The organism is Tritonibacter multivorans (assembly GCF_001458415.1).
Lineage (GTDB): Bacteria > Pseudomonadota > Alphaproteobacteria > Rhodobacterales > Rhodobacteraceae > Epibacterium > Epibacterium multivorans.
Map to the genome: position 1 here is coordinate 266815 of NZ_CYSD01000039.1, position 22815 is coordinate 289629.

Below are 22815 nucleotides of genomic sequence, written 5' to 3' on the forward strand. Positions count from 1 at the left end.
GACTGCTCTGGTGTTGGCAAGGGGGCTCGGTCTAAGTTGCCGCTATGAAGCGAACTCTTGTGAAAAGAAGTGCCCTCCTCGCAGCGGTCCTGGTTCTGATCGGCGTGATCTCGGCTTTGGTGTGGACCTCGGCCTACCGTCAGGCTCTGGGATCTCTGGCAGAGCGGGGGGCGGCTGACCTTGCGCTGGCGTCGGACCGGGTGTCAGCGCAGCTGCAGATCTATCGAGAGTTGGCGGTCCTGATCGCGGACCACCCGGTTTTACGCGGTCTGAAGACGCCCGCCGGTCGCGAGATCGCGGCGGATCGGTTGCGGGGATATGCGGATAAGACTGGTGCGATGGATGTGTTCTATGCCAACGCCGACGGTCGGGTGCTCGCGGCAGCCGAAGGCGTGACAGGCCCTTCGGTGGCAGAGGAGAGATATTTTAAGCGCGCCGTTCAAGGCGGTTTAGGGGCGGCGCCGGCTGTTCTGGACAGTGGCGCGCGGGTGTATTTTTTTGCGGCTCCTGATTTCGGCCTCGATGGCGAAGTCCGCGGTGCGCTGGTTGTTGTTGCTGACGTGCAGTATCTGGAGCAAACTTGGCCGGGGTCTTTGCCTGCGGTCTATTTCACAACGCGCGCTGGTCAGGTGTTTATTTCCAACCGCTATGAGCTGTTGTTTTGGTATCGCAGCGAATTTGGCCCCGGAATTGCGCCCGAAGCCAGTGCGGCCCCGCGTCTGGAAGTCGGTGAAGCTTTGGGGCACGAAATCTGGCGTCCGGGGTGGAGCCCCTATCTGCCAAAGCGCGCGTTGCACCTTGGACGTGATATTGCGGCGATTGATATGCACGCTGACATTTTGGTGGATGTGGCGCCCGCCCGGCGCATTGCCACCTTGCAGGCGCTGAGCATGGGCGCGGTGCTGTTGGCCTCGGCGATGATGTTGTTTCTCGCGGCAGAACGGCGGCGCACGCTGGCAGAGGCCAATGCGGTGCTGGAAGTGCGGGTCGCGCGGCGCACGCGCGATTTGTCGGCGGCCAACCACCAGCTGAAGCGGGAGATCCATGAACGCGCCGAGGCTGAGGCTGCGCTGCGCCGCGCTGAAGCGGATCTGGTACGTGCAGATAAGCTTTCTGCGCTGGGGCGCATGTCGGCGGGCATCAGTCACGAACTGAACCAGCCCTTGATGGCCATTCAGCAGTTTGCTGAAAACGGCCGCGCCTTTCTGGACAGAGAGCGCCCCGAACGCGCAGGTGAGAATCTGGGTCGGATTGCCGACATGGCCACGCGTATGGGGCGGATAATTAAAAACCTGCGGGCCTTTGCCCGCAATGAGGCGGAGCCGTCGTCGCGGGTTGATCTGGTGAAGGTGGTCGAGGATGCCGTGGAGCTGACGCAGGCGCGGCTGCGCGAATGTTCGGTGCGCCTGGACTGGGTTCCGCAGCCGCGGGGAACGGTTTATGTACGCGGCGGTGAGGTCCGCCTGACGCAGGTCCTGGTGAACCTGATCAACAATGCGGTGGATGCCATGTTGGATCAAGAGAACCGGGAGATTCGCATTCATATCGGCCCGGCAGAAGGCGAAGCCACAGGGCGGCGTGCGGTCACCGTGTCGGACATCGGGCCGGGCTTGAAGGAGCCTGAAAAAGTGTTTGATCCGTTCTATTCGACCAAAGCGGTCGGAGCTGTCGATGGCGAGGACGGGATGGGCCTGGGACTGTCGATATCCTATGGGCTTGTGCAGAGTTTCGGCGGCAATATCCGGGGTCGAAACGGGGCCCAGGGGGCTGAATTTGCCGTGGAACTGGAAGACTGGAAAGAAGAGGAATACCCGCAATGACGCGCAAAGTTTTGCTGGTGGATGATGACGCAGCGGTGCGCGAAGCCCTGGGACAAACGCTCGATCTGAATGATTTTGACGCCATTACGGCAGGGTCTTTTGTTGCAGCCAAAGATCATATTACTGCGGATTTCTCTGGGGTGATCCTGTCGGATTTGCGGATGCCGGGGCGCGATGGCTTCCATCTTCTGGATTATGCGCATGGCGTTGATGCAGAGCTGCCGGTGATCTTGCTGACGGGCGAAGGGGATATTCCCATGGCCGTCAAAGCGATGGGGCAGGGGGCTTTTGACTTTCTTGAAAAACCCTGCGCGCCGACGCATCTGACCTCGGTTTTGGACCGGGCGCTGCATACGCGGACCTTGGTGCTGGAAAACCGTCGCCTCAAAACCCAGTTGGAAAGCGGCGATGCGGCTGCGCGGATCCTCTTTGGAACCTCTCCGCAGGCGGATGCTTTGCGTGACCGCACACGGTCTGTTGCGCCAACAGAGGCCGAGGTGCTGATCGCTGGCCCGCCGGGCTGTGGGTTTACCAAGGTGGCCGAAGTTATCCATCTTATGTCGCACCGCGCGCAGGGACCTTTTGTGAAACGACCCTGTGCCGGGCTGACCCCGGCGGCCTTGACCGAGATTGCGCAGGGGGCTGAGGGCGGGACCCTGTATCTGGATGAGCCCTCAGCGCTGCCAGAGGCCTCGCAATATGCCCTGCTTGAGCTGCTGGAACACGACAGCCCCTGCCGCATTGTCTGTGGCGGCACGGCAGATTTGTCCGAGCTTGCGGGGAAGGGCGCGTTCTTGCCGGATCTGTTTTACCGGCTGGATGTGATGCGCGTGCGGATCCCGTCGCTTGCGGAGCGGCCAGAGGACATTCCAGTGCTGTTTCGTCATTATGTCAGCCAAGCGGCTGAACAGGCCGGGATTGAGGCACCAGAGCCAAGCCCGGACACACTCGCCGGTCTTATGGCGCAGGACTGGCCGGGCAATGCGCGGTCGCTGATGTCGGCGGCCATGCGATTTGTGCTGGGCATGCCTGAAGATGTGACTGAGGCCGGCAACCTTGGTCTCGCGGAACAGATGGCACAGGTTGAACGTTCGCTTCTTATTGCGGCGCTTGGGCGGCACAATGGCAAGGCCTCGGCCGCGGCCGAAGGGCTGAAGCTGCCGCGCAAGACCTTCTATGACAAGCTTGCGCGCTATGGGATTCGTCCCGATGACTATCGGCGTTGATCTGGGCGCATAGCTGCCGGTGTTGCGGCGCTAACGATTGTGCGGATTTCCGCACAATGCCGCGTAACAGCTGTGCGGGATTTCGCACAAGCCGGACACCAAGGGCTTAAGCCTTCCGAAGGTCACGGTTTTAGGCGTCTGAAAAGTAATGTTTTTTTGGATTTTCCGAGCGATTCTCGAATCGCCTCTTGAGTAGGCACAGAGCAGACATGATCCTGTCCCCCATCTGATTATCTTGGGAGGAAATCATGAAACTGTTTACCGCAGCCGCCACAGCGCTGGCTCTGACTGTGACCGCTGGCGCTGCTTCTGCCGAGGCATGCCAAGACGGCGAGATCGTGGTGAAGTTCAGCCATGTGACCAACACCGACAAGCACCCGAAGGGCATTGCGGCCTCGCTGCTGGAAAAGCGCGTCAACGAAGAGATGGATGGCACCATGTGCATGGTCGTCTATCCGAACTCCACGCTGTATGATGATAACAAAGTGCTCGAAGCGATGCTGCAAGGCGACGTGCAGCTGGCGGCCCCTTCGCTGTCCAAGTTCGAGAAGTTCACCAAGCAGTTCCGCCTGTTTGACCTGCCGTTCATGTTCAAAAACATCGACGCGGTGGATGCGTTCCAGGGGTCCGAGCACGGTCAAGCCATGCTGGACAGCATGCAGCGCCGCGGCCTGCAGGGTCTGGCCTACTGGCACAATGGCATGAAGCAGATGTCTGCAAACAAGCCGCTGCTTGCGCCCTCTGACGCAAATGGCCTGAAGTTCCGCGTTCAGTCCTCGGACGTGCTGGTTGCTCAAATGGAAGCCATCGGTGGTTCGCCGCAGAAAATGGCCTTCTCCGAGGTTTACGGCGCGCTGCAGCAGGGCGTTGTCGACGGTCAGGAAAACACCTGGTCCAATATCTACGGCAAGAAGTTCTTTGAGGTGCAGGATGGGATCACTGAAACCGACCACGGCATCATCGACTATCTGGTTGTGACCAATATCGACTGGCTGGAAAGCCTGGACCCTGCTGTGCGTGACCAGTTCACCACCATTCTGGGTGAAGTCACCGCAACCCGGAACGCGGAATCCACCAAAGTGAACAATGATGCCAAAGCGGCGATTGTTGAAGCAGGCGGTACCGTGCGCACTCTGGATGGCGAACAGCGTCAGGCTTGGGTCGACGTGATGAAGCCGGTTTGGGCGCAGTTTGCAGGCGACGTTGGTCAGGACATGATCGACGCGGCGCAGTCCATCAACGCAGGCTTCTAATCCCAAAGGTCCCCGAATGGACCCTTAACCTTGCGCGGGGCGGATCCGTCCGCCCCGGCACCTTCACGGCAGGGGAGCTGCCGCATTTTCCGGAAAAATGGGGAGTACACCATGTCGGGGGCAACCACCGGCCCATCCGGGCTGATCACAAAGCTCGAGGAGACGCTGATCGCAGCCATCCTCGGCGCTATGACCGCAATCACTTTTGCCAATGTGATTGCACGCTTTATGAATTCCAACATCCTTTGGGCGCTTGAACTGACCGTGTTCCTGTTTGCCTGGCTGGTGCTGCTGGGCGCGTCTTACGCGGTAAAGGTACATGCGCATCTGGGCGTGGATGTTATCTTGAACATCCTGCCTGAAGGCGTGCGCCGCATTGTCAGCCTGTTTGCCGCAGCCTGCTGCATCGTGTTCTCGCTGCTGCTTTTGAAAGGCGCTTATGACTATTGGGCGGTCTTTGCGGATCTGCCGCCGACCTCGGGACGCTGGTTCCCCACTGGGTTGGACCTCAAAGCGCGCAGCCAAAGCTTCTATGAGGTGCAGGACGTTCCCATGCTGGGTATCTTCCGCTTCCTTGAAGACCTGATCAACTATGGCGATTCTTACGAGAAATTGCCGAAAGTGGTGCCCTATGTGGTGCTGCCGGTGTCCATGCTGCTGCTGGTCTACCGCTTTGTTCAGGCTGCCATCCAGATTGCCCGTGGCGATGCTGACCGTCTGGTCGCCAGCCACGAAGTTGAAGACGAGCTCGCCGAAGTGCGCGCCCAGCAAGGAGAGCATGACTAATGGAAGTCGTCCTTCTATTCGCCCTGGTCATTGGCCTTTTGCTGATCGGCGTTCCGATCGCGGTGGCTCTTGGCCTGTCCTCCACCCTGTTCCTGCTGTTGTTCTCTGACAGCTCTTTGGCGTCCGTTGCCGGGACCTTGTTCCAGGCTTTTGAGGGTCACTTTACCCTGCTGGCGATCCCCTTCTTTATCCTGGCGTCATCCTTCATGACGACAGGGGGCGTGGCGCGGCGGATCATCCGCTTCTCCATCGCCTGTGTAGGCCACCTGCCGGGTGGTCTGGCGATTGCAGGTGTGTTTGCCTGTATGCTGTTTGCGGCGCTGTCCGGCTCCTCCCCTGCCACAGTTGTTGCCATCGGTACCATTGTGATCGCCGGCATGCGGCAGGTGGGCTACACGAAGGATTTTGCGGCGGGCGTGATCTGTAACGCAGGTACGCTGGGCATCCTGATCCCGCCGTCCATTGTGATGGTCGTTTATGCCGCCGCGGTTGAGGTGTCGGTGGGCCGGATGTTCCTTGCGGGCGTCATTCCGGGCCTGATGGCAGGTATCATGCTGATGATCACCATCTATGTGATGGCCAAGGTCAAGAACCTGCCCAAAGGCGAATGGCAGGGGTGGGGCGAGATCTTTGCCTCTGCCAAAGAAGCTGGCTGGGGTCTGTTCCTGATCGTGATTATCCTTGGCGGTATCTATGGTGGTATCTTCACCCCGACCGAGGCCGCAGCGGTGGCGGCTGTCTATGCTTTTGTGATCGCGACCTTTATCTACAAAGACATGGGTCCGCTTTCCAATGGTGAAGACGCGCCGAAGACTTCGCTGTTGCGCAAGCCGCATGCGATTATCACGGCGCTGATCCACCCGGATACCAAACACACCTTGTTTGAAGCTGGCAAGCTGACCGTGACCCTGCTGTTTGTGATCGCCAACGCGCTGATCCTGAAGCATGTGCTGACCGACGAACAAATCCCGCAGCATATTGCAAATGCGATGCTGTCGGCTGGCTTTGGTCCGGTGATGTTCCTTGTGGTGGTGAACGTGATCCTGCTGATCGGCGGGCAGTTCATGGAGCCTTCGGGGCTTCTGGTGATCGTGGCGCCGCTGGTGTTCCCGATTGCGATCGAGCTGGGTATTGATCCGATCCATCTGGGCATCATCATGGTTGTCAACATGGAGATCGGCATGATCACCCCGCCGGTTGGCCTGAACCTTTTCGTGACCTCGGGTGTCGCGGGCATGCCAATGATGTCCGTGGTGCGCGCAGCGCTTCCTTTCCTGGCGGTTCTGTTCGTGTTCCTGATCCTGATCACCTATGTGCCGTTCCTGTCGACCGCATTGCCCAATGCGATTATGGGACCGGAGATCATCACCAAGTAAGTGCTCACTCACTTGCAAAAGAAAACGCCCCGCAGAAAACAGCGGGGCGTTTTTTCGTTTCAGGGCAGGGGCTTTGCCCCTCTGCGCGTGCCGCGCATTCACCCCAGAGTATTTTGAGCCAAAAGAAGCAGCGAACCTGTTTGGGTTAGCTGACCGCAAGGGCCGCAATGATCGGTGAGAAGTCAGCCGCCTTCAGGCTGGCACCGCCGACCAATGCGCCATCCACATTTGCAACGCCAAAGATTTCGCCTGCATTTGCGGGTTTCACCGACCCACCATAGAGCAGGGAGACGTTTTCGCCTTCCGCGCCGAAACGATCGGTCAGTTGCGCACGCAGAAAGTCATGGACCTCACCGATTTGTTCCAGGTTCGCGACCTTGCCTGTGCCAATGGCCCAGACCGGTTCATAGGCGACCACAACGGTTGCGCCGGTTGCAGTGTCTGGAAGGGACGCCGCAAGCTGGTCGCCGACGATTTTCAATGTGAGGCCCGCTTCGCGTTCGTCGAGGGTTTCACCAATGCAGACCACGGCAATCAGACCGGCGGCCAGTGCGGCTTCGGTTTTGGCACGGACGGTGGCATCGGTTTCACCGTGATCACTGCGGCGCTCGGAATGGCCGAGGATGACATATGTGGCGCCTGCATCCTTGAGCATGTCGGCGGAGGTATCACCGGTATGGGCACCAGAGGCATGAGCGTGGCAATCCTGCCCGCCAATTGCAACCGGGCCCGCAATGTCCGTTGCGCGGGCGACCAGCGTGGCCGGTGGGCAGATCAGCACGTCCACCCCGTCGGGCAGGGCGCTGGACGCGAGGGATTGTAGTTCGCTCAGGCTTGCGCCCGTGCCGTTCATTTTCCAATTGCCTGCAGCCAGTTTGCGCGCCATTTTTCGGCCCTCCTGAATATCTGTTTGCCCTGTCCTAGCACCCGTTCAGGCAAAGAAAAAGGGTGGTGCGGCCTGCGCCGAACCACCCTGGTCTTCTGTGTCAAGCGGGCAGGCTTATTCGCCCACTTTGAAGCTGATGCTTTCGCCGCAGCCGCAGGCCTCGGCCACATTGGGGTTGTTGAACTTGAAGCTCGCCTCCAGCAGCGAAACTTCATAGTCGATCTCGGTGCCAAACAGGAACATTTGCGCCATCGGTGCGATCAGGACACGGGCCCCGCTGTGTTCCACAACTTCGTCATTGGGATCGGCTTCGTCCACATATTCCATGGTGTATTCCATGCCCGCGCAGCCGCCTTTTTTGACGCCAATGCGCAGGCCTGCGTGACCCGCGCTGTCCATCAGCTTGCGGATCTGGGTCGCGGCGCGGTCGGTTATTGTGACCGCCTGTTTGCCGGGAATTGCGAACATAACTGCTCTCCTAAGCGGGGGCTTACATAAAGCCCAATTCGAGTCGGGCCTCGTCCGACATCATTTCCATGCCCCACGGCGGCTCCCAGACAAGGGACACATCCACCGATTTCACACCCGGCACCGGCGAGATCGCATCGACGATCCAACCCGGCATGTCGCCCGCCACAGGGCAGCCTGGCGCGGTCAGGGTCATAATGACGTTCACGTCGTTTTCTTCGCTGATATCAATGGTATAGATCAGGCCGAGGTCGTAGATATTGACCGGGATCTCCGGGTCAAAAACGGTACGGCAAGCGTCGACGCAGGCGTCAAAGAGCGCATGCGAAACGGACGAGGGGGCGATCAGCGGCGTGCCTTCAAGAGGTTCTGAGGTATCGGTCATCTGGGTTCCGGTCATCTTTTCTGACTTTTTATATAGGAAACCCCAAAGGGTACGTCCAGTGGTGCGGGGCCTGCAAAACGCGGGGTGATGTATGTGCACAGGGCGTACACCGGGCGTGCCCCCCCTGTGCACCGGCTCTGCGCCGTTCGATCATTGCTCAATTTGCCGCGACACCGCGTGATCGGGGCCAGGGTGTGACTTGATCAGTTGGAGAGTGTGATAAGCCAAATTGACCGGAGAACAGACGCGAAGGGTGCCTGGGTGAAACGATGTGTGGGGGAGAGGGCGGTTTTTGATCAAGGTGCGACGAAGCTCGCCTTAGTGCCCACTTCGGCGTTCGTCGTTGCCTAAGCAAAACCTGCTTCCATAGCACTGTCCTATTGTAGTGCGAGTGTAATCGCAAATTCAGGCTTAGTACCTTTGGGACGTTGAAGACCGTGCTGCATGTTCCCAAAGTGCTGCGTCTTTAAGAAAAGTTTTGAAGCGTCAAAAACGTCAATGCCATCCCAGCAAACAACCCCACAGGGAACCCTCTCGGGGTCACCTTCCACCCCGACGACGCTCCTTTCAGAACTGTGCGAATAAACCAAATCGGCGTAACGATGACCCAGACAACAGAAATCACAGCAACCGGCAGGCCGAAAGCACCGGGGGCAAGCCCGTCCTTGATCGATTGCGGTGCCATATCGCTAATCGCTTGGATGTTTGCAAAGGCAAAGCCAATCACAAGCGAAACTACAAAGCCTTTAATCGCACCGCCCCAACTGAATCCGCTCGAATCTTTGGATTGTATCCTAGAACTTGGTAGGTCTTGCGTCTTGGATTGTAGTCGTTTGATCCGTGCCTGGAACTCTTCATTCGACATTCGGTTTTTTTTCTCCAGCCGACTTTTTCATGTTGGGATTTTAGATGATTAGAAGTAAAAAATATACTCGCAAAAGTTGAGTAACCCGATGAACATTTTTTATTGGAGCGGCGCTAAAATATTTCCAATTGAGCGCTTTAAGCAGACATCAGCTTTGTCCGCTTAGTCACTTTTGCGCGGGGACTTAAATGGCTACATCAATGTACGGAGTGGGCACACAGGATAAACGCCTCCCACTCCGATAATCTATGCGATGTTAGTCATTAATATCGTGATCAAAGGTCTTTACCTGACCTTTGGGCAGCGCAAAGCTGCGGCGCAGGATCAGCCAGGCGGCCAGGGACAGGGCGGCAAAGACCAGCAGTAGGGCAGGCAGGCCCAGCGCGCCGGGGGCCAGCAGTTGCAGCAGGCCAACGCCTGCAGCGCCAATGGCGAAGCCAAGGAAAATAAAGCCCGGTGCCAGCATCTCAATAATGCCGAGCACCAGAGCAGCCGCCATCCAGACCCACCACAGCGACCAGAGCGCCATTATTTTACCCCTTTCAGCATTTTGAATGCGTCGCCAAAGGCATCCAGTGCATTGGCGGGTAGAACCACGGTCTGGCTGCCATTGCTGCCGCCAAGCGCATTGAGCGCTTCGACCTGTTTCAGGGCCACTTGGTACTGCGCGGCCTCAATGCCGTTCTTTGCAATCGCTTCGGCGACGACTTCGGTGGCAAAGGCTTCGGCTTCGGCCTCAATGCGGCGGGCTTTGGCGGTTTGTTCGGCGGCGTAAAGTTCGGCGTCGGCGGCCAGCTCAACCGCGCGTTTCTTGCCCTCGGCCTCGGTCACTTGGGCGCGGCGGGCGCGTTCGGCGTTCAGCTGTTGCAGCATGGCGTCGCGGGTGGCTTGGTCAAGGTTCACGTCCAGGATCTCGGCGCGGGTCACTTCAATGCCCCAGTCGTCAACGGCGCTTTCGACGCTGTGCTGGATCTGGCTGATCAGCTGCGCGCGGTTGGATTGGACCTCGTCCAGATCCATCTTGCCGATCTCGGCGCGGACAATACCGGCCACGGTGGTGGCAATGGCACCATCCACATCGCGGATGCGGTAGACAGTCTTTTCCGGTTCCAGAATGCGGTAGAACACGGAGGTGTCGATCTGCACCAGGACGTTGTCCTTGGTGATTGCGTCTTGGGTGGCGTTTGGCAGCTGGCGTTCGAGGATCGAAATTTTATGCGCCACACGGTCCAAAAGCGGGATGATGAAATTGATCCCCGGCCCAAGCACCGCATGCAGGCGGCCAAAGCGTTCCACGACATATTTTTCCGATTGCGGCACAATCCGGACGCCTTGGAAAATGATAAAGACGAGGAAGGCCGCGCCCAGAAGGTACAGCAGGTTGGAGGACAGCATGTTGATAATGTCTTGTTCGGTCATGAAAATTGATCCGTGCTGAGGAAGGGTGTCATGGTCCAGTAGGTCGGTGTCTGGGGGCTTGGGGTCAAGGGGAAAACAGACGTATCCCGCCCGCGCGTGCCCTTTGTGTCGCCACCCTGCGGAGGTCTCTTGGCATTTCGGGGAATATACGGCATGAGGTGCCTTTGGAAAAATCCACAGGTTTTCGTTAGCCTGTGGTGGTGGGCCCCGAGACAGGACCGAAACAGGACCGAGACAGGACAGTGTGATGGCAGAGCGTTTCAATTTCGAACTGAAAGCAACCGACGGCAAGGCACGCACCGGCGTGATCAACACGCCGCGCGGGGAAATCCGCACGCCTGCCTTTATGCCTGTGGGCACGGCCGCGACGGTAAAGGCGATGATGCCGGAAAGCGTGCGGGCGACCGGCGCTGATATTCTGCTGGGCAACACCTATCACCTGATGCTGCGCCCCACGGCCGAGCGGATCAATAACCTGGGCGGTCTGCACAAATTCATGAACTGGGAGCGCCCGATCCTGACGGATTCGGGTGGGTTTCAGGTGATGAGCCTCGCAGGTCTGCGCAAGCTGACCGAGAAGGGGGTGACGTTCAAATCCCATATTGATGGTTCCAAACACGAGCTGACCCCGGAACGGTCGATGGAAATCCAACGCCTGCTGGGATCGGACATTGTGATGTGTTTCGACGAATGCCCGGCGCTGCCTGCGGATCGCGACCGCATTGCAGAGTCGATGCGCCTGTCGATGCGCTGGGCCGAGCGGTCCAAGGACGCCTTTGGCGACCGTCCCGGCCACGCGCTGTTTGGCATTCAGCAGGGTGGTCTGGAGCAGGACTTCCGCGAGGAAAGTGCCGAAGCACTGCAAAAGATCGGCTTTGATGGCTATGCCGTGGGCGGTCTTGCGGTGGGCGAAGGGCAGGAGGCGATGTTTGGCTGTCTGGACTATGCGCCCGATATGCTGCCGGTGGACAAGCCGCGTTACCTGATGGGCGTGGGCAAGCCCGATGATATTGTCGGCGCCGTGAAGCGCGGCATCGACATGATGGACTGCGTGCTGCCGTCGCGGTCGGGGCGCACCGGCCAGGCCTTCACGCGCTATGGCGTCGTGAATATCAAAAACGCCCGCCACGCCGATGATCCCCGCCCCCTGGACGAGACCTGCACCTGCCCGGCATGTACGAACTACTCCCGCGCCTATCTGCACCATGTGTTCCGCTCGAACGAAATGATCTCGGGCATGCTGCTGACCTGGCACAACCTGCATTATTTCCAGACGATCATGCAGGAAATGCGCGATGCAATTGCAGCGGGTACGTTTGACGCGTGGGAAAAGAAATTCCACGAGGACCGCGCGCGCGGGGATATTGAGCCGCTCTGAAACTTGCGCCATAGTTGTGGAAGTTGAAGAAAGTGATTTCCATGACGAACGAGATCGAACGTGCTCTGGCCCTCGATTGGTGGGCCGAGCAACGCGCGCAGGTCGAAGAGGATCTGCGCAAACGCCTGCCGGATCTTTTGTTGCAAGCGCGCGAAGCCGTGGCAGCTATGCCCATGAGCGCGTTTGTGCGCCGAAGTAAGTTCCACACCGAAGTCATCCTGCCGATGGCCACTGAATGGGTGGAGGCAGAGCACGCGCGCCTGAGCGCTGCAATCGGCGACACGTTGCTCGATATTTTTGGGGCCAATGCCGGAAGTCATAACTGGTCTACGACAGATTACGCCGAAGTTGGCTTGGCCGCAGCCTTTTCCGCAGCCCCCTTGGCGGCCCTGCCGTTTGTTGGTGGACTTGTGGTCACGGCGAGCACGGGGTTCTTTGCGACCTCCGCTTCTATCGCTGTGGTCCCCGCACTTGCCGTCGGCGGCGGTCTGGTCGCGCTGGGCTATGGCGGGCAGGTGCGCGGCTGGACCATTGAACGGCTCCGGGAAAGATATCGGGTCAAAGTCGAAGCAGACCTCACCCTTTTGGTGCTGGGCGACGCGGCGCGCCCACAAGAGCCATCCCTCAAAGGCACAATATTCGCAGAACTCGACGGTATTTTGTCCACCAAGCTTGAGGAGCCCCCCCAATGATCGGCCCCATTCCTTTTCAAATCCCGACAGAGTTCCTTGCCCAATATGGGGCCGGTGAACTTGTCCGGTATGGCGCCATTTTGAAAAGCGCTGAGACCGGTCGAATCGTCGCGCATTTGCAGCAGACAGGTGTTCTGGATCAGGTTCTTGGCGTCGTGTCGAATTTTGATCCAACTGGCATCACAGGCCTGATCGGGGTCGTGCAGAACGCGCAAATGAGCAGCAAGCTCAGCGCTTTGCAGTCCGCTGTTGGCGGGCTTGAGACGCTTCAGCTTGCGTCGCTGGCCTCTTCGGTTGCGGGGATTGGCGTCACTGCGGCCTCTACCGCGCTGATTTTGCTGCGCTTGCGGGGGATCGAAGGGCAAGTCAGTGGGCTGTCAGATCAGATCGAAGCACTCTCGGGCGAAATTAAACTGCAGAGCATCCATAAAGTGTTTTCCGACATTGCCGGTGCGATTGAGCGGATCGAACTGGCTGAGCGTCGGAGTGACGCAGACCAGACCGTCCAAAGCGCAGAAGATCGCCTGCATTATAGTTTCCGTGAACTTTCTGACATCACGGGGCGGGTCCTGCTGCAAGACAAGGTCGACGCCGCACTCGCGCGAAGCCTTTTGGCAGGGCTTTCGGTCTGCAGCGCTGCGCAGGTTAAATCGCTCTATTGGTTGAATGAATTGGAGGCTGCTGAAATTCAGGCGCGCAGGCATTACCGCCGGATCGAAGAGCTGTCGTATAAGGTCACTCTGGATCAGATGCAGCCGCGTTTGGCCCATCTGGACAATAGTGACGCGGTTGCCCTTGGGTTGCTGCGGGATGTGAGCGAGGTGCGCGCACGTCTCGCGGCCGTGCCGTCCTTGTCGGGGCATCTGCGCGGTATGGAGTGCCATGGCCGGGCCTATCTGTCCCAGTTGGAAGAACAGCGCGAAGCGCCTTTGCTGGTTCTTGCTGCATAGTTCCGTCAGCGGCATCCTGCCGCGAAAACTGGCTGGATTAGGATCTTGGTTACGCAACCTACAAAACGGCCCTTGTGGTCCGGCGGATGCGCGGGCATGCTGCACGGTGACTTTGAGGCACGGTGGTTGAAACCACACCACCGCCGCACCAGATAAACAAATCCAAGAGGAGATCGCCAAGGGCTGCCAAATGTGGGGCCGGGGGATCTCGCCAAGAAAAGGACCGAGTATGCAAGAGCCTCTCAACGCTTCTTACCCCGTACTGCCGCTGCGTGATATTGTGGTCTTCCCCCACATGATTGTGCCGCTGTTTGTGGGTCGCGAAAAATCGGTACATGCCCTCGAAGAGGTGATGGCCGATGACAAGCAGATCCTGCTGTCCAGCCAAATCGATCCGTCCGAGGATGATCCGGCTGTTGATGGCATCTATCGCACCGGTGTGCTGGCCAATGTGCTGCAACTGCTGAAGCTGCCCGATGGCACCGTCAAGGTGCTGGTCGAAGGCCAGGCGCGGGTGAAAATCACCGAATTCCTCGACAATGACGCCTTCTTTGAGGCGCGTGCCGAATATCTGACCGAGATCCCCGGCGACGTCACCGCCACCGAGGCGCTGCTGCGCACGGTTGGGGATGAGTTTGAACGCTACGCCAAGGTTCGCAAGAACATCCCCGAAGAGGCGCTGTCTGCGGTGGGCGAAACCACAGAACCTGCGAAACTGGCGGATCTGGTTGCCGGTCATCTGGGTATTGAAGTCGACCGCAAGCAAGAGCTGCTGGAGACGCTGTCGGTCTCTGAACGTCTGGAGAAGGTCTTTGGCCTGATGCAGGGCGAACTGTCGGTTCTGCAGGTCGAGAAAAAGATCAAGACCCGCGTCAAAACCCAGATGGAGAAGACCCAGCGCGAGTACTACCTGAATGAGCAGATGAAGGCCATTCAGAAGGAACTGGGCGACGGCGAAGAGGGCGCAGGCGAAATCGCTGAGCTTGAAGAGAAAATCGCCGCGACCAAGCTTTCGAAAGAAGCCCGCGAAAAGGCCGATGCAGAGCTGAAAAAGCTCAAGAACATGTCGCCCATGTCGGCTGAGGCCACCGTGGTGCGCAACTATCTGGATTGGATGCTGTCCATTCCGTGGGGCACCAAATCCCGCGTAAAGAAAGACCTGGCCAAAGCCGAAGAGATCCTGGATGCGGATCACTATGGTCTGGAAAAGGTCAAGGAACGCATTGTCGAATACCTCGCGGTGCAGCAGCGTTCGGCCAAGCTGAAGGGCCCGATCCTGTGCCTTGTTGGCCCTCCGGGTGTGGGTAAAACCTCGCTTGGTAAATCGGTTGCGAAAGCCACAGGTCGCGAGTTTATCCGCATTGCGCTGGGCGGCGTGCGGGACGAATCTGAGATTCGGGGTCACCGCCGGACTTACATCGGCTCCATGCCGGGCAAGATCATTCAGGCGCTGAAGAAGGCAAAAACCACCAATCCGCTGATCCTGCTCGATGAGATCGACAAGATGGGTCAGGATTTCCGTGGCGATCCCGCGTCAGCGATGCTCGAGGTGCTGGACCCGGAACAGAACGCAACCTTCATGGACCACTACCTTGAGGTCGAATATGACCTCTCGAACGTGATGTTCCTGACCACCTCGAACAGCTACAACATGCCGGGCCCGCTGATGGACCGCATGGAGATCATCCCGCTGTCGGGCTACACCGAAGACGAAAAAAGCGAGATCGCCAAGCGTCACCTGATCAACAAGCAGGTAAAAAACCACGGCCTGAAAGCCAAAGAGTTTGAACTGACCGATGAAGCGCTGACCGGCATTATCCGCACCTACACCCGCGAGGCAGGCGTGCGGAACCTGGAACGCGAAGTGGCCAAGGTCGCCCGCAAGGCGCTGACCTCGATCGTCAAGAAACAGACCGACAGTGTCACCGTGACCGGCGACAACCTCGAGGATTTCCTTGGCGTGCCCAAATTCCGCTACGGTCTGGCCGAAAAGGAAGATCAGGTGGGTGTGGTCACCGGTCTGGCCTATACCTCGGTTGGCGGCGAACTCTTGTCCATTGAGGCCCTGCGCCTGCCGGGCAAGGGGCGGATGAAGACCACCGGTAAGCTGGGCGATGTGATGAAGGAATCCATCGAGGCTGCCTCGTCCTATGTGCGCTCTGTCTCGCCCGACCTCGGTATCAAACCGCCGAAGTTCGACAAATGGGACATCCACGTGCACGTGCCCGAAGGCGCAACGCCCAAGGATGGCCCATCTGCGGGTCTGGCCATGGTGACCTCGATCGTCTCTGTGCTGACGCAGATTCCCGTGCGCAAAGACATTGCCATGACAGGCGAGGTCACGCTGCGCGGCAATGCGCTGGCCATTGGCGGGTTGAAAGAAAAACTGCTTGCGGCGCTGCGCGGTGGGATCAAGACGGTCTTCATTCCGAAAGAGAATGAAAAAGACCTGCCGGAGATCCCCGATAATGTGAAAGAGGGGCTGGAAATCATCCCTGTCGATCACGTGAGCGAAGTTCTGGCCAAGGCGCTGGTCTCGCAGCCCGAAGCGATCGAATGGGACGAAGAAGCAGAAGAAGCTGCAGCTGCGGCCGCTGCGCTCAAGTCCGGCGATGGCTCTGGCGCAACCGCGCACTAAAGCGCTTTCCAACACACGAACAAGGGCGTCCCAATTGGGGCGCCCTTGTTCGTTACAGGTTCATTTGTGTGAGCAACCTCGCGACGAAGCGCAGCCCGTGTCTTCTTTTGGCTCAGAAACTCTGGGGTGAATGCGCGTCTCGCGCAGAGGGGCAAAGCCCCTTTACGCGTTACTCAGCGGCTTGCGCCAACTGCATTTTTTCATCCACTGCTGCTTCTGCGACACGCGCCGGGCTGACAGCTTGGTCTTTGGCGGTGTTCAAAATGGTCCAGAGCGTGGCATCCAAGGCCCAGAGTTTGTCGCCCACAAATCTTTCGGCCGCGTCGATCTTCAGGATCTCGGTTGCGACATTCACAATCCCGCCGCCATTGACCACAAAATCCGGGGCATAAAGAATGCCACGCGCGTGCAGGGCGTCTGCGTCTGCCTGTGTCGCCAGTTGGTTGTTGGCGGCGCCGGCCACAACGGAAACGCGCAGCTGCGGGATGGTCTCTGCGTTCAGAATGCCACCAATCGCGCAGGGGGCAAAGATATCGGCTTCAACCCCATATATGTCTGTCAGTGCAACAGGGCGCGCACCAAAACAGGTGACAGCCTGTTTGACCCGCTCAGCGGAAATATCTGTCACAACGATCTCAGCGCCCGCGGCCCGCAACCGTTTGCATAGGTCCCAGCCCACATGACCCAGCCCCTGAACCGCCACGACGCGCCCGGTGAGGTCACGGGAGCCAAGGCGAAACTCAGCGGCTGTCCGGATCCCGTTAAACACCCCCTGCGCGGTAATGGGCGAGGGGTCTCCGCTGCCAAAATTGCCACCCTGAAGACCGGCGGCGAATTGGGTCTGGGTCGCAATCTCTGCCATGTCTGCCGGGGTCATGCCCATGTCTTCGGCGGTGATATACCGCCCTTGCAAGGCGGCAACAGCCTGTCCAAAGGCCCGCAGCAGGGCAGGGGTCTTGTCGGTATTGGGATCGCCTAGGATCACAGCTTTACCACCGCCCAATGGCAGCTCTGCCGCCGCATTCTTGTAGGTCATCCCACGCGACAGGCGCAGTGCATCCTCCAAAGCCTCATCAAAGCTGTCATAGGGCTTCATCCGCAGCCCGCCCGCAGCCGGGCCATTCTGCGTTGAATGAATGGCAATGACGGCTGTCAGCCCTGTGTCTGCGTCTGTGACCTTATAGACCGCTTCGTGGCTGTCCGAAGGGATTTGGGAAATGTCCATGTGATGCGCCTCCTGCTTTCCTGTCAGATTAAGGGCAGGCGGGGGCTGTTTTTCACCAAAATAACCTGTATTTATGAGGTGTCTTGGTGAAAATCGGCGCAGAAGAGGTAAGTTTTGGAAAAAATCTTGGACCACATTGATCGAAAGATCATTTCTGCGCTGCAGCGCAATGGGCGTCTGCGCATGGCGGATCTGTCAGAGCAGGTGGGCCTGTCGCCAACACCCTGCGCGCGGCGGGTCGCACAGCTGGAAGATGCTGGCCTGATACAAGGCTATAGCGCCCGTGTGGACCAGGCTGCGTTGGGGTTCTCGGTCACGATCTTTGTCATGGTGGAGCTGGAGCGGCAGTCTCGTGACACACTCAAGGAGTTCGAGGCTGCGGTTCGCGCCCTGGACCAGGTGATGGAATGCCACCTCATGACCGGCAGCCGCGACATTCTTTTGAGGGTGGTTGCGGCCTCGCTGGCGGATTTTGACCGCTTTCTTGAGGAAGAGCTGATGCGGGTGCCGGGTATTCGCAATATGCGTTCAAGCTTTACGCTTCGGACCATGGTGCAGCGGCAGGAGCTGCCGCTGAGACCCTAGTTGGCAGCGGCAGAGGATCCGTTGCGCCCCGTGTTTGAAGAACCCGTGTTTGAAGAAAATGTAACGTGCGGCCTGTTTTTTCGTGAAATGCCTCTTGCAGCCCCCTGCGGCTGACGGTAATACCCGGCCTCACGGGTGATTAGCTCAGTGGTAGAGCGCTTCGTTCACATCGAAGATGTCAGGAGTTCAAATCTCTTATCACCCACCATCTCCTCCTATTTGTTACGAAAAATCGCAGTAGCCTCTGGCTTGCGGTGTCTTGCGTTGGGCATTTGCCCGCCGTGTTGATCACCAGACACGCTGAGGTAGCGCGCCGCCATCTTTGATAAGGGCTGCGGTATTTTCGCGACCGCATATTTGTCTCTGTTGTGATGCAGGTCGCGGCGGCCTAGGGTCGGCCAGAATTAAGATTGAAATTTGGGGCGGCGAAGAGTCCCGACACGCTCCTTTGAACGAATGGAGGCGAAATGCCTGCGATTATCCGCGCCAATCCACCGAAAATTTGGTTCCTGCGCCATGGCCAAACGGTCTGGAATGCAGAGCACCGCGTGCAAGGACAGATGGAAAGCGATCTGACAGAGTTGGGGCAATCTCAGGCGGCCGCACAGGCAGCGATTATTGCACCGATTCTGGAAACTCACCGCCCGCCTGTTCTGGTGTCGCCGTTGCGCCGTGCCCAGCAGACGGCCGAGATTGCGTTGGGGGGGATGCCCATCACCACCGATCCGCGCCTGGCCGAAGCGCAGGCGGGCGTGTTTCAGGGCCAAACCCTGAGCGAAATCGCCGCGCGTTACCCGCAGATCCGGGCAGAGAACCCGCATGCGCTGGATCTGTTCTGCGCGGCGCCAGAGGGGGAGGGGTTTGAGGCGTTTTATGCGCGCATTGCCAATTTGCTGTCCGCGCTCGAAACGCCGACAGTTCTGGTGGGCCATGGGCTGTGGGGGCAGGTGCTGCGTGGGATCATCTGTGGCCTCACGCGGGCCGAGATGGCGGCGCTGCCAAACGAGCAGGGCTGCGTTTATGAGTTGGAAAACGGAACCGAGCGCGTGCTGCGTGACGCTCAAACCCGGTAAATCGCGAGATTTTGAGGAGAGGCAAAGTTTTTTGCAAAAAGATGCAAAAAGCCTCTTGCGCTCCCCGCGGGTATTCCTTAAATCCGCCCTCACCGGGTCGTTAGCTCAGTTGGTAGAGCGCTTCGTTTACACCGAAGATGTCGGGAGTTCGAGCCTCTCACGACCCACCATCCCCCTCTTCAAATCGTTGAAAACACATGGCTCTACCAGACACCGCCGGTGGCTGATGGACTGTTTTCATTTCCGGCTTTTTCGTTTGTTTTCAAGGGTCTGCCCTTTGAGTGCAGGGGTGAATTCGGCTCTGTAAAAAATTTTCAATTTTCGTGCAGAAAATTCGAAATCCCCGCTTGACGCCCCCGAGGGGTGCGCATATTACAGCCCAACGTTCAGCGGAGACGCTGACACACAGCAGAGAGCGGTTGTAGCTCAGTTGGTTAGAGTACCGGCCTGTCACGCCGGGGGTCGCGGGTTCGAGCCCCGTCAACCGCGCCACTGCTGCCCATCCTGTCGGGCCCGCAAGGGAGATCAGGACCGCCCCGGAGGGGATCTGGCGCAAGCCAAAATGAAAGTGCGGTTGTAGCTCAGTTGGTTAGAGTACCGGCCTGTCACGCCGGGGGTCGCGGGTTCGAGCCCCGTCAACCGCGCCACTTTCACCCCACCTGTCGGGGGCCGCAAGGCAAGCAGGACCGGCCCGGAGGGCACGCCGATGCGTCGGCAGAGATAAATGCGCGGTTGTAGCTCAGTTGGTTAGAGTACCGGCCTGTCACGCCGGGGGTCGCGGGTTCGAGCCCCGTCAACCGCGCCATTTTCTCCTCTCTTTTCAGCACAGTTGAAAATGGCAACGCAGACCCATCCGGGTGCTGCGGTTTTTGCTGTTTGTCCGCCTGTGAGCCTGTAAGACTAGGGGAACCGATAGCCCACCGTCAAAGGCCAGCCATGCAAGATCTGATTCCGCCCGCAACCGAACCCACAATTCGCGTTGTCGCCATGCCCACGGATACGAATCCCGCAGGCGATATTTTTGGCGGCTGGCTGATGAGCCAGATGGACCTTGCCGCAGGCACCATTGCCGCGCGGGTCAGCAAAGGGCGGGCGTCGACCGTGTCTGTCGATAAAATCCAGTTCCATCAGCCGGTGACCGTGGGGGATGAGGTGTCGTTCTATGCCGAGCTGGTGAAAATCGGCCGCACCTCGATGCGCATCCATGTGCGTGTCTGGAGCCGCGCGCGCCATCAGGAAGACAGCAAGCCCGTGACCGAAGGCGTCTTTACCTTTGTGGCGCTGGATGAAAACGCGCGACCGCGTCCGGTTCAGCCAGACGCCTGACCCTTTGGTCAGGCCGCAAGCGAATCGAGGAAGGTCAGCAGCGCCGCAGCCGTTGCCTCGGGCGACTGATCGACAAAGAAGTGGCCGCCGGGCACGGTTGTGGTCTGCATATTGGCCAAACGCGGCGACCAGGCCGCTGCCATGTCATAATGCCGCGCCATGGCCCCATCGGCCCCATAGGCCACAAGCGCGGGGCAGGTGACCTTCTGGCTCAGATCGGCGTTGTCGAGGGCGAAATCCACGTCGATCGCCGCGCGGTAGTCGTTGAACATGGTGTGTATACAGGCGGGGTCCCGCCAGGCCCTGCGGTAGGCGTCAAGCTGTTCGGGCGCGAAATCCGCAAGCCCCGCACCGCCCCAACCCGTCAGGCAACTGTGGAAGAACGCATCCACATCAGCCGAGATCAGCGTTTCTGGCACGGGCGCTGGCTGGGACAGGAAGAACCAGTGGTAATAAGCGCGCGCCACCTCTTTGCTGAGGTCTGACAGCAGCAGATGCGTGGGCACAATGTCCATGACCGTGAGGCTGGCGACGGCTTCGGGCGCGTCCAGTGCAAGGCGGTGCGCCGTCCGCCCGCCGCGATCATGGCCGATCAGGTGGAAGGTCTCGTGTCCGAGCGCCTGCATCAGGGCCAGTTGATCCGCACCCATATTGCGAAAGCTCATCGCCTCTACGCCGTCGGGTTTGGAGCTGTCGCCATAGCCGCGCAGATCTGCCGCGACGACCGAATAGCGCTGCGCCAGTAGGGGCGCCACCTGCGCCCAGAGCGCGCGGGTCTGAGGAAACCCATGCAGCAGCAGGACGGGCGGGCCTTCACCAGCCAGGCTGAAGGCAATGTCCTGACCGTTCACATGCAGGCTGTGGTCCTCGAACCCTGTGATCATCGCGGTCCCGTTCATGTCCGTCCCCCTTTATCAAAAAAGGCCCCGCTGTGGCGGGGCCTTCTGAGTATTGTGGGTTACTTGCTGAGCGCGTCAAGGATGCGTGCCCAGGATCGCGTGCCTTTGTGAAAGCTTTCCAAGTCGTATTTTTCGTTCGGGGAGTGGATCGCATCGTCGTCATTGGCAAAGCCGACTAGCATTGCATCCATGCCAAGGATCGATTTGAAATACCCCGCCACAGGGATGGAGCCGCCCATGCCGGAGAACACGGCCTCGCGGTCCCATTCTTCGGTCAGTGCGCCGCGCGCGGCCTCGAATTCGGTCCTTGTGGTGTCGATGACATAGGCAGGGGAGCCATCAAGGTCGAGGTCCCAGACAACTTTGGTGTCGGTGGGCAGGCGGTCCTCGACGTGTTTGCGCAGTTTTGCCCGCAGGGCGGCGGGATCCATATCGCCAACCAGTCGGCAGGTGATCTTGCAGTGTGCCTCGGAGGGAATCACTGTCTTGGTGCCCGCGCCCTGATAACCACCCCAGAGACCATTGATTTCCAGCGTGGGCCGCGCCCATTGCTGTTCCAACGTGGAGTAGGCCTTTTCGCCATGCGCCACGGTGTAGCCCGCATTGTCGAGGTAGTCTTTTTCGTCAAAGCCGCAGTTCTGCCACTGGCGCAGGATGTCAGCGGGCACCTCATGGACGCCTTCATAAAAACCCTCAACCGCGACGGCGCCTGTCTCATCGTCATGGAAGGACGCAATCAGTTTGGAGATTTCGCGCAGCGGGTTCAGACCGGGGCCGCCGTAGTGACCGGAGTGCAGGTCAATCTTGGGGCCGACCAGGGTGAATTCTTCCTTCAGCATACCGCGCAGCTGTGACGCGATCGACGGCACGCCGCGCGAGACCATAGAGGTGTCACAGATCAACGCCACATCGGCCTTCAGGGCCTCGGCGTGTTCTTTCAGGAAGGGGATCAGCGAGGGCGACCCCGATTCCTCTTCGCCCTCAAAGAAGAAGGTGATGCGGCACGGGAAGGAGCCATGCACCTGAGCCCAGGCGCGGCAGGCCTCCACAAAGGTCATCAACTGGCCCTTGTCGTCCGACGATCCGCGTCCGCGAATGACGGTGCCATTGGGGGTCTCTTCGAGCGCCGGGTCAAACGGCGGGCTGTTCCACAGGTCCAGCGGATCAACAGGCTGCACATCGTAGTGACCGTAAAAAAGCAGATGCGGCTTGTCAGTATTTTCCGCGCCCACTTCACCCATCACCATTGGGTGGCCGGGGGTCGGACATTTTTTGGCGTCGACCCCGATCGATTTCAAATCTGCCACCAACCAATCGGCGGCTTTGTCACAATCAGCTTTATAGGTCGGGTCCGTGGAAATCGACGGGATGCGTAGAAATTCCATCAGCCTGTCCGTTGCGGCGTCAAGATTGTTGTCAATGGTGGTCAATACGTCGTTGATTGACATGGGTTTCTCCTAGTTCAAAGCGCGGCGACGCTGCGTCACGCAGGCTGTTGCGCGGAGCCTATCAGCGGTCTGAAACGGACGCCAGAGCACAAGGCAAAGGGGTACAATTGGGAAAAA

General features: G+C 59.0%; 21 protein-coding genes and 5 tRNA genes. 17 read left to right on the plus strand and 9 right to left on the minus strand.

Annotated features, from left to right (window positions below; translation table 11 throughout):
* Nucleotides 1-44 precede the first annotated feature (44 nt).
* The 5 genes from TRM7557_RS14730 to TRM7557_RS14750 all read left to right on the plus strand — a co-directional run bounded on the left by TRM7557_RS14730 (nucleotide 45) and on the right by TRM7557_RS14750 (nucleotide 6461).
* Nucleotides 45-1820: a sensor histidine kinase gene (locus TRM7557_RS14730; RefSeq protein ID WP_058290979.1), complete on the plus strand. Its 1776-nt coding sequence runs from the start codon at nucleotides 45-47 to the stop codon at nucleotides 1818-1820.
* A complete protein-coding gene (locus TRM7557_RS14735; protein WP_058290980.1) occupies nucleotides 1817-3046 on the plus strand; it encodes a sigma-54-dependent transcriptional regulator in 1230 nt (409 codons plus the stop codon). The genes TRM7557_RS14730 and TRM7557_RS14735 overlap by 4 nt, the downstream gene beginning before the upstream one ends.
* A 248-nt stretch (nucleotides 3047-3294) precedes the next feature.
* On the plus strand, nucleotides 3295-4299 hold the full coding sequence (locus TRM7557_RS14740) for a DctP family TRAP transporter solute-binding subunit (RefSeq protein ID WP_058290981.1): 1005 nt from the start codon (nucleotides 3295-3297) through the stop codon (nucleotides 4297-4299).
* Nucleotides 4300-4410: 111 nt separating this feature from the next.
* On the plus strand, nucleotides 4411-5085 hold the full coding sequence (locus TRM7557_RS14745) for a TRAP transporter small permease (RefSeq protein WP_058290982.1): 675 nt from the start codon (nucleotides 4411-4413) through the stop codon (nucleotides 5083-5085).
* Nucleotides 5085-6461 carry a TRAP transporter large permease gene (locus tag TRM7557_RS14750; RefSeq protein ID WP_058290983.1) on the plus strand — a complete coding sequence of 459 codons (1377 nt, stop codon included), beginning with the start codon at nucleotides 5085-5087 and terminating at the stop codon, nucleotides 6459-6461. Before TRM7557_RS14745 ends, TRM7557_RS14750 begins: the two co-directional genes overlap by 1 nt.
* A gap of 145 nt (nucleotides 6462-6606) precedes the next feature.
* Here the strand turns inward: TRM7557_RS14750 and tpiA are convergent, their stop codons facing one another.
* The 6 genes from tpiA to TRM7557_RS14780 all read right to left on the minus strand — a co-directional run bounded on the left by tpiA (nucleotide 6607) and on the right by TRM7557_RS14780 (nucleotide 10484).
* The gene (gene tpiA, locus TRM7557_RS14755; RefSeq protein WP_058290984.1) at nucleotides 6607-7347 is read right to left on the minus strand and encodes a triose-phosphate isomerase; all 741 of its coding nucleotides are present in this window, start codon (nucleotides 7345-7347) and stop codon (nucleotides 6607-6609) included.
* A 114-nt stretch (nucleotides 7348-7461) separates the two neighbouring features.
* Nucleotides 7462-7815, minus strand: coding sequence for a HesB/IscA family protein (locus TRM7557_RS14760; protein WP_058290985.1), 354 nt, complete (start codon nucleotides 7813-7815; stop codon nucleotides 7462-7464).
* Between the two features lie 22 nt (nucleotides 7816-7837).
* Nucleotides 7838-8200 carry an SUF system Fe-S cluster assembly protein gene (locus TRM7557_RS14765; RefSeq protein WP_058290986.1) on the minus strand — a complete coding sequence of 121 codons (363 nt, stop codon included), beginning with the start codon at nucleotides 8198-8200 and terminating at the stop codon, nucleotides 7838-7840.
* A gap of 466 nt (nucleotides 8201-8666) precedes the next feature.
* Nucleotides 8667-9065, minus strand: coding sequence for a hypothetical protein (locus TRM7557_RS14770; RefSeq protein WP_058290987.1), 399 nt, complete (start codon nucleotides 9063-9065; stop codon nucleotides 8667-8669).
* Between the two features lie 256 nt (nucleotides 9066-9321).
* Nucleotides 9322-9594, minus strand: a complete 273-nt coding sequence (locus TRM7557_RS14775) for an NfeD family protein (protein WP_207382662.1) — start codon at nucleotides 9592-9594, stop codon at nucleotides 9322-9324.
* Nucleotides 9594-10484, minus strand: a complete 891-nt coding sequence (locus TRM7557_RS14780) for an SPFH domain-containing protein (RefSeq protein WP_058290989.1) — start codon at nucleotides 10482-10484, stop codon at nucleotides 9594-9596. Before TRM7557_RS14780 ends, TRM7557_RS14775 begins: the two co-directional genes overlap by 1 nt.
* 247 nt (nucleotides 10485-10731) lie before the next feature.
* Between TRM7557_RS14780 and tgt the strand changes: the two genes are divergently transcribed.
* The 4 genes from tgt to lon all read left to right on the plus strand — a co-directional run bounded on the left by tgt (nucleotide 10732) and on the right by lon (nucleotide 16142).
* The gene (gene tgt / locus TRM7557_RS14785) at nucleotides 10732-11862 is read left to right on the plus strand and encodes a tRNA guanosine(34) transglycosylase Tgt (protein ID WP_058290990.1); all 1131 of its coding nucleotides are present in this window, start codon (nucleotides 10732-10734) and stop codon (nucleotides 11860-11862) included.
* Between the two features lie 41 nt (nucleotides 11863-11903).
* Entirely contained in the window at nucleotides 11904-12554 is a 651-nt protein-coding gene (locus TRM7557_RS14790) for a hypothetical protein (RefSeq protein WP_058290991.1), read from the plus strand.
* On the plus strand, nucleotides 12551-13504 hold the full coding sequence (locus TRM7557_RS14795) for a hypothetical protein (protein WP_058290992.1): 954 nt from the start codon (nucleotides 12551-12553) through the stop codon (nucleotides 13502-13504). The genes TRM7557_RS14790 and TRM7557_RS14795 overlap by 4 nt, the downstream gene beginning before the upstream one ends.
* A gap of 229 nt (nucleotides 13505-13733) precedes the next feature.
* Nucleotides 13734-16142: an endopeptidase La gene (gene lon, locus TRM7557_RS14800; protein ID WP_058290993.1), complete on the plus strand. Its 2409-nt coding sequence runs from the start codon at nucleotides 13734-13736 to the stop codon at nucleotides 16140-16142.
* A gap of 169 nt (nucleotides 16143-16311) precedes the next feature.
* Here the strand turns inward: lon and TRM7557_RS14805 are convergent, their stop codons facing one another.
* On the minus strand, nucleotides 16312-17367 hold the full coding sequence (locus TRM7557_RS14805) for a Glu/Leu/Phe/Val family dehydrogenase (RefSeq protein ID WP_058290994.1): 1056 nt from the start codon (nucleotides 17365-17367) through the stop codon (nucleotides 16312-16314).
* Between the two features lie 126 nt (nucleotides 17368-17493).
* On the opposite strand from TRM7557_RS14805, the gene TRM7557_RS14810 reads away from it, so the two are divergent.
* From TRM7557_RS14810 to TRM7557_RS14845, 8 genes are all read left to right on the plus strand, one after another.
* On the plus strand, nucleotides 17494-17952 hold the full coding sequence (locus TRM7557_RS14810) for an Lrp/AsnC family transcriptional regulator (RefSeq protein ID WP_058291068.1): 459 nt from the start codon (nucleotides 17494-17496) through the stop codon (nucleotides 17950-17952).
* Nucleotides 17953-18085: 133 nt separating this feature from the next.
* A tRNA-Val gene (locus TRM7557_RS14815) sits at nucleotides 18086-18160 on the plus strand.
* A gap of 259 nt (nucleotides 18161-18419) precedes the next feature.
* A complete protein-coding gene (locus TRM7557_RS14820; protein ID WP_058290995.1) occupies nucleotides 18420-19025 on the plus strand; it encodes a histidine phosphatase family protein in 606 nt (201 codons plus the stop codon).
* A 94-nt stretch (nucleotides 19026-19119) separates the two neighbouring features.
* Nucleotides 19120-19195: transfer RNA gene (locus tag TRM7557_RS14825), tRNA-Val, on the plus strand.
* A gap of 245 nt (nucleotides 19196-19440) precedes the next feature.
* Nucleotides 19441-19517 (plus strand) — tRNA-Asp (locus TRM7557_RS14830).
* Nucleotides 19518-19595: 78 nt separating this feature from the next.
* Nucleotides 19596-19672 (plus strand) — tRNA-Asp (locus tag TRM7557_RS14835).
* Between the two features lie 81 nt (nucleotides 19673-19753).
* Nucleotides 19754-19830: transfer RNA gene (locus TRM7557_RS14840), tRNA-Asp, on the plus strand.
* A 131-nt stretch (nucleotides 19831-19961) separates the two neighbouring features.
* Nucleotides 19962-20351, plus strand: coding sequence for an acyl-CoA thioesterase (locus TRM7557_RS14845; protein WP_058290996.1), 390 nt, complete (start codon nucleotides 19962-19964; stop codon nucleotides 20349-20351).
* Nucleotides 20352-20359: 8 nt separating this feature from the next.
* On the opposite strand, the gene TRM7557_RS14850 is transcribed toward TRM7557_RS14845, so the two are convergent.
* Complete coding sequence (locus TRM7557_RS14850) at nucleotides 20360-21250, minus strand: alpha/beta fold hydrolase (RefSeq protein ID WP_235811482.1); 891 nt, start codon at nucleotides 21248-21250, stop codon at nucleotides 20360-20362.
* Nucleotides 21251-21309: 59 nt separating this feature from the next.
* Nucleotides 21310-22698, minus strand: coding sequence for a M20/M25/M40 family metallo-hydrolase (locus TRM7557_RS14855; protein WP_058290997.1), 1389 nt, complete (start codon nucleotides 22696-22698; stop codon nucleotides 21310-21312).
* Nucleotides 22699-22815: the final 117 nt, after the last annotated feature.

Excerpts from the sequence above, each read along its gene's own strand:
- TRM7557_RS14730 (WP_058290979.1), top strand. The coding sequence starts at position 45 with ATGAAGCGAACTCTTGTGAAAAGAAGTGCCCTCCTCGCAGCGGTCCTG.
- TRM7557_RS14735 (WP_058290980.1), top strand. The coding sequence starts at position 1,817 with ATGACGCGCAAAGTTTTGCTGGTGGATGATGACGCAGCGGTGCGCGAA.
- TRM7557_RS14740 (WP_058290981.1), top strand. The coding sequence starts at position 3,295 with ATGAAACTGTTTACCGCAGCCGCCACAGCGCTGGCTCTGACTGTGACC.
- TRM7557_RS14745 (WP_058290982.1), top strand. The coding sequence starts at position 4,411 with ATGTCGGGGGCAACCACCGGCCCATCCGGGCTGATCACAAAGCTCGAG.
- TRM7557_RS14750 (WP_058290983.1), top strand. The coding sequence starts at position 5,085 with ATGGAAGTCGTCCTTCTATTCGCCCTGGTCATTGGCCTTTTGCTGATC.
- tpiA (WP_058290984.1), bottom strand. The coding sequence starts at position 7,347 with ATGGCGCGCAAACTGGCTGCAGGCAATTGGAAAATGAACGGCACGGGC.
- TRM7557_RS14760 (WP_058290985.1), bottom strand. The coding sequence starts at position 7,815 with ATGTTCGCAATTCCCGGCAAACAGGCGGTCACAATAACCGACCGCGCC.
- TRM7557_RS14765 (WP_058290986.1), bottom strand. The coding sequence starts at position 8,200 with ATGACCGATACCTCAGAACCTCTTGAAGGCACGCCGCTGATCGCCCCC.
- TRM7557_RS14770 (WP_058290987.1), bottom strand. The coding sequence starts at position 9,065 with ATGTCGAATGAAGAGTTCCAGGCACGGATCAAACGACTACAATCCAAG.
- TRM7557_RS14775 (WP_207382662.1), bottom strand. The coding sequence starts at position 9,594 with ATGGCGCTCTGGTCGCTGTGGTGGGTCTGGATGGCGGCTGCTCTGGTG.
- TRM7557_RS14780 (WP_058290989.1), bottom strand. The coding sequence starts at position 10,484 with ATGACCGAACAAGACATTATCAACATGCTGTCCTCCAACCTGCTGTAC.
- tgt (WP_058290990.1), top strand. The coding sequence starts at position 10,732 with ATGGCAGAGCGTTTCAATTTCGAACTGAAAGCAACCGACGGCAAGGCA.
- TRM7557_RS14790 (WP_058290991.1), top strand. The coding sequence starts at position 11,904 with ATGACGAACGAGATCGAACGTGCTCTGGCCCTCGATTGGTGGGCCGAG.
- TRM7557_RS14795 (WP_058290992.1), top strand. The coding sequence starts at position 12,551 with ATGATCGGCCCCATTCCTTTTCAAATCCCGACAGAGTTCCTTGCCCAA.
- lon (WP_058290993.1), top strand. The coding sequence starts at position 13,734 with ATGCAAGAGCCTCTCAACGCTTCTTACCCCGTACTGCCGCTGCGTGAT.
- TRM7557_RS14805 (WP_058290994.1), bottom strand. The coding sequence starts at position 17,367 with ATGGACATTTCCCAAATCCCTTCGGACAGCCACGAAGCGGTCTATAAG.
- TRM7557_RS14820 (WP_058290995.1), top strand. The coding sequence starts at position 18,420 with ATGCCTGCGATTATCCGCGCCAATCCACCGAAAATTTGGTTCCTGCGC.
- TRM7557_RS14845 (WP_058290996.1), top strand. The coding sequence starts at position 19,962 with ATGCAAGATCTGATTCCGCCCGCAACCGAACCCACAATTCGCGTTGTC.
- TRM7557_RS14850 (WP_235811482.1), bottom strand. The coding sequence starts at position 21,250 with ATGAACGGGACCGCGATGATCACAGGGTTCGAGGACCACAGCCTGCAT.
- TRM7557_RS14855 (WP_058290997.1), bottom strand. The coding sequence starts at position 22,698 with ATGTCAATCAACGACGTATTGACCACCATTGACAACAATCTTGACGCC.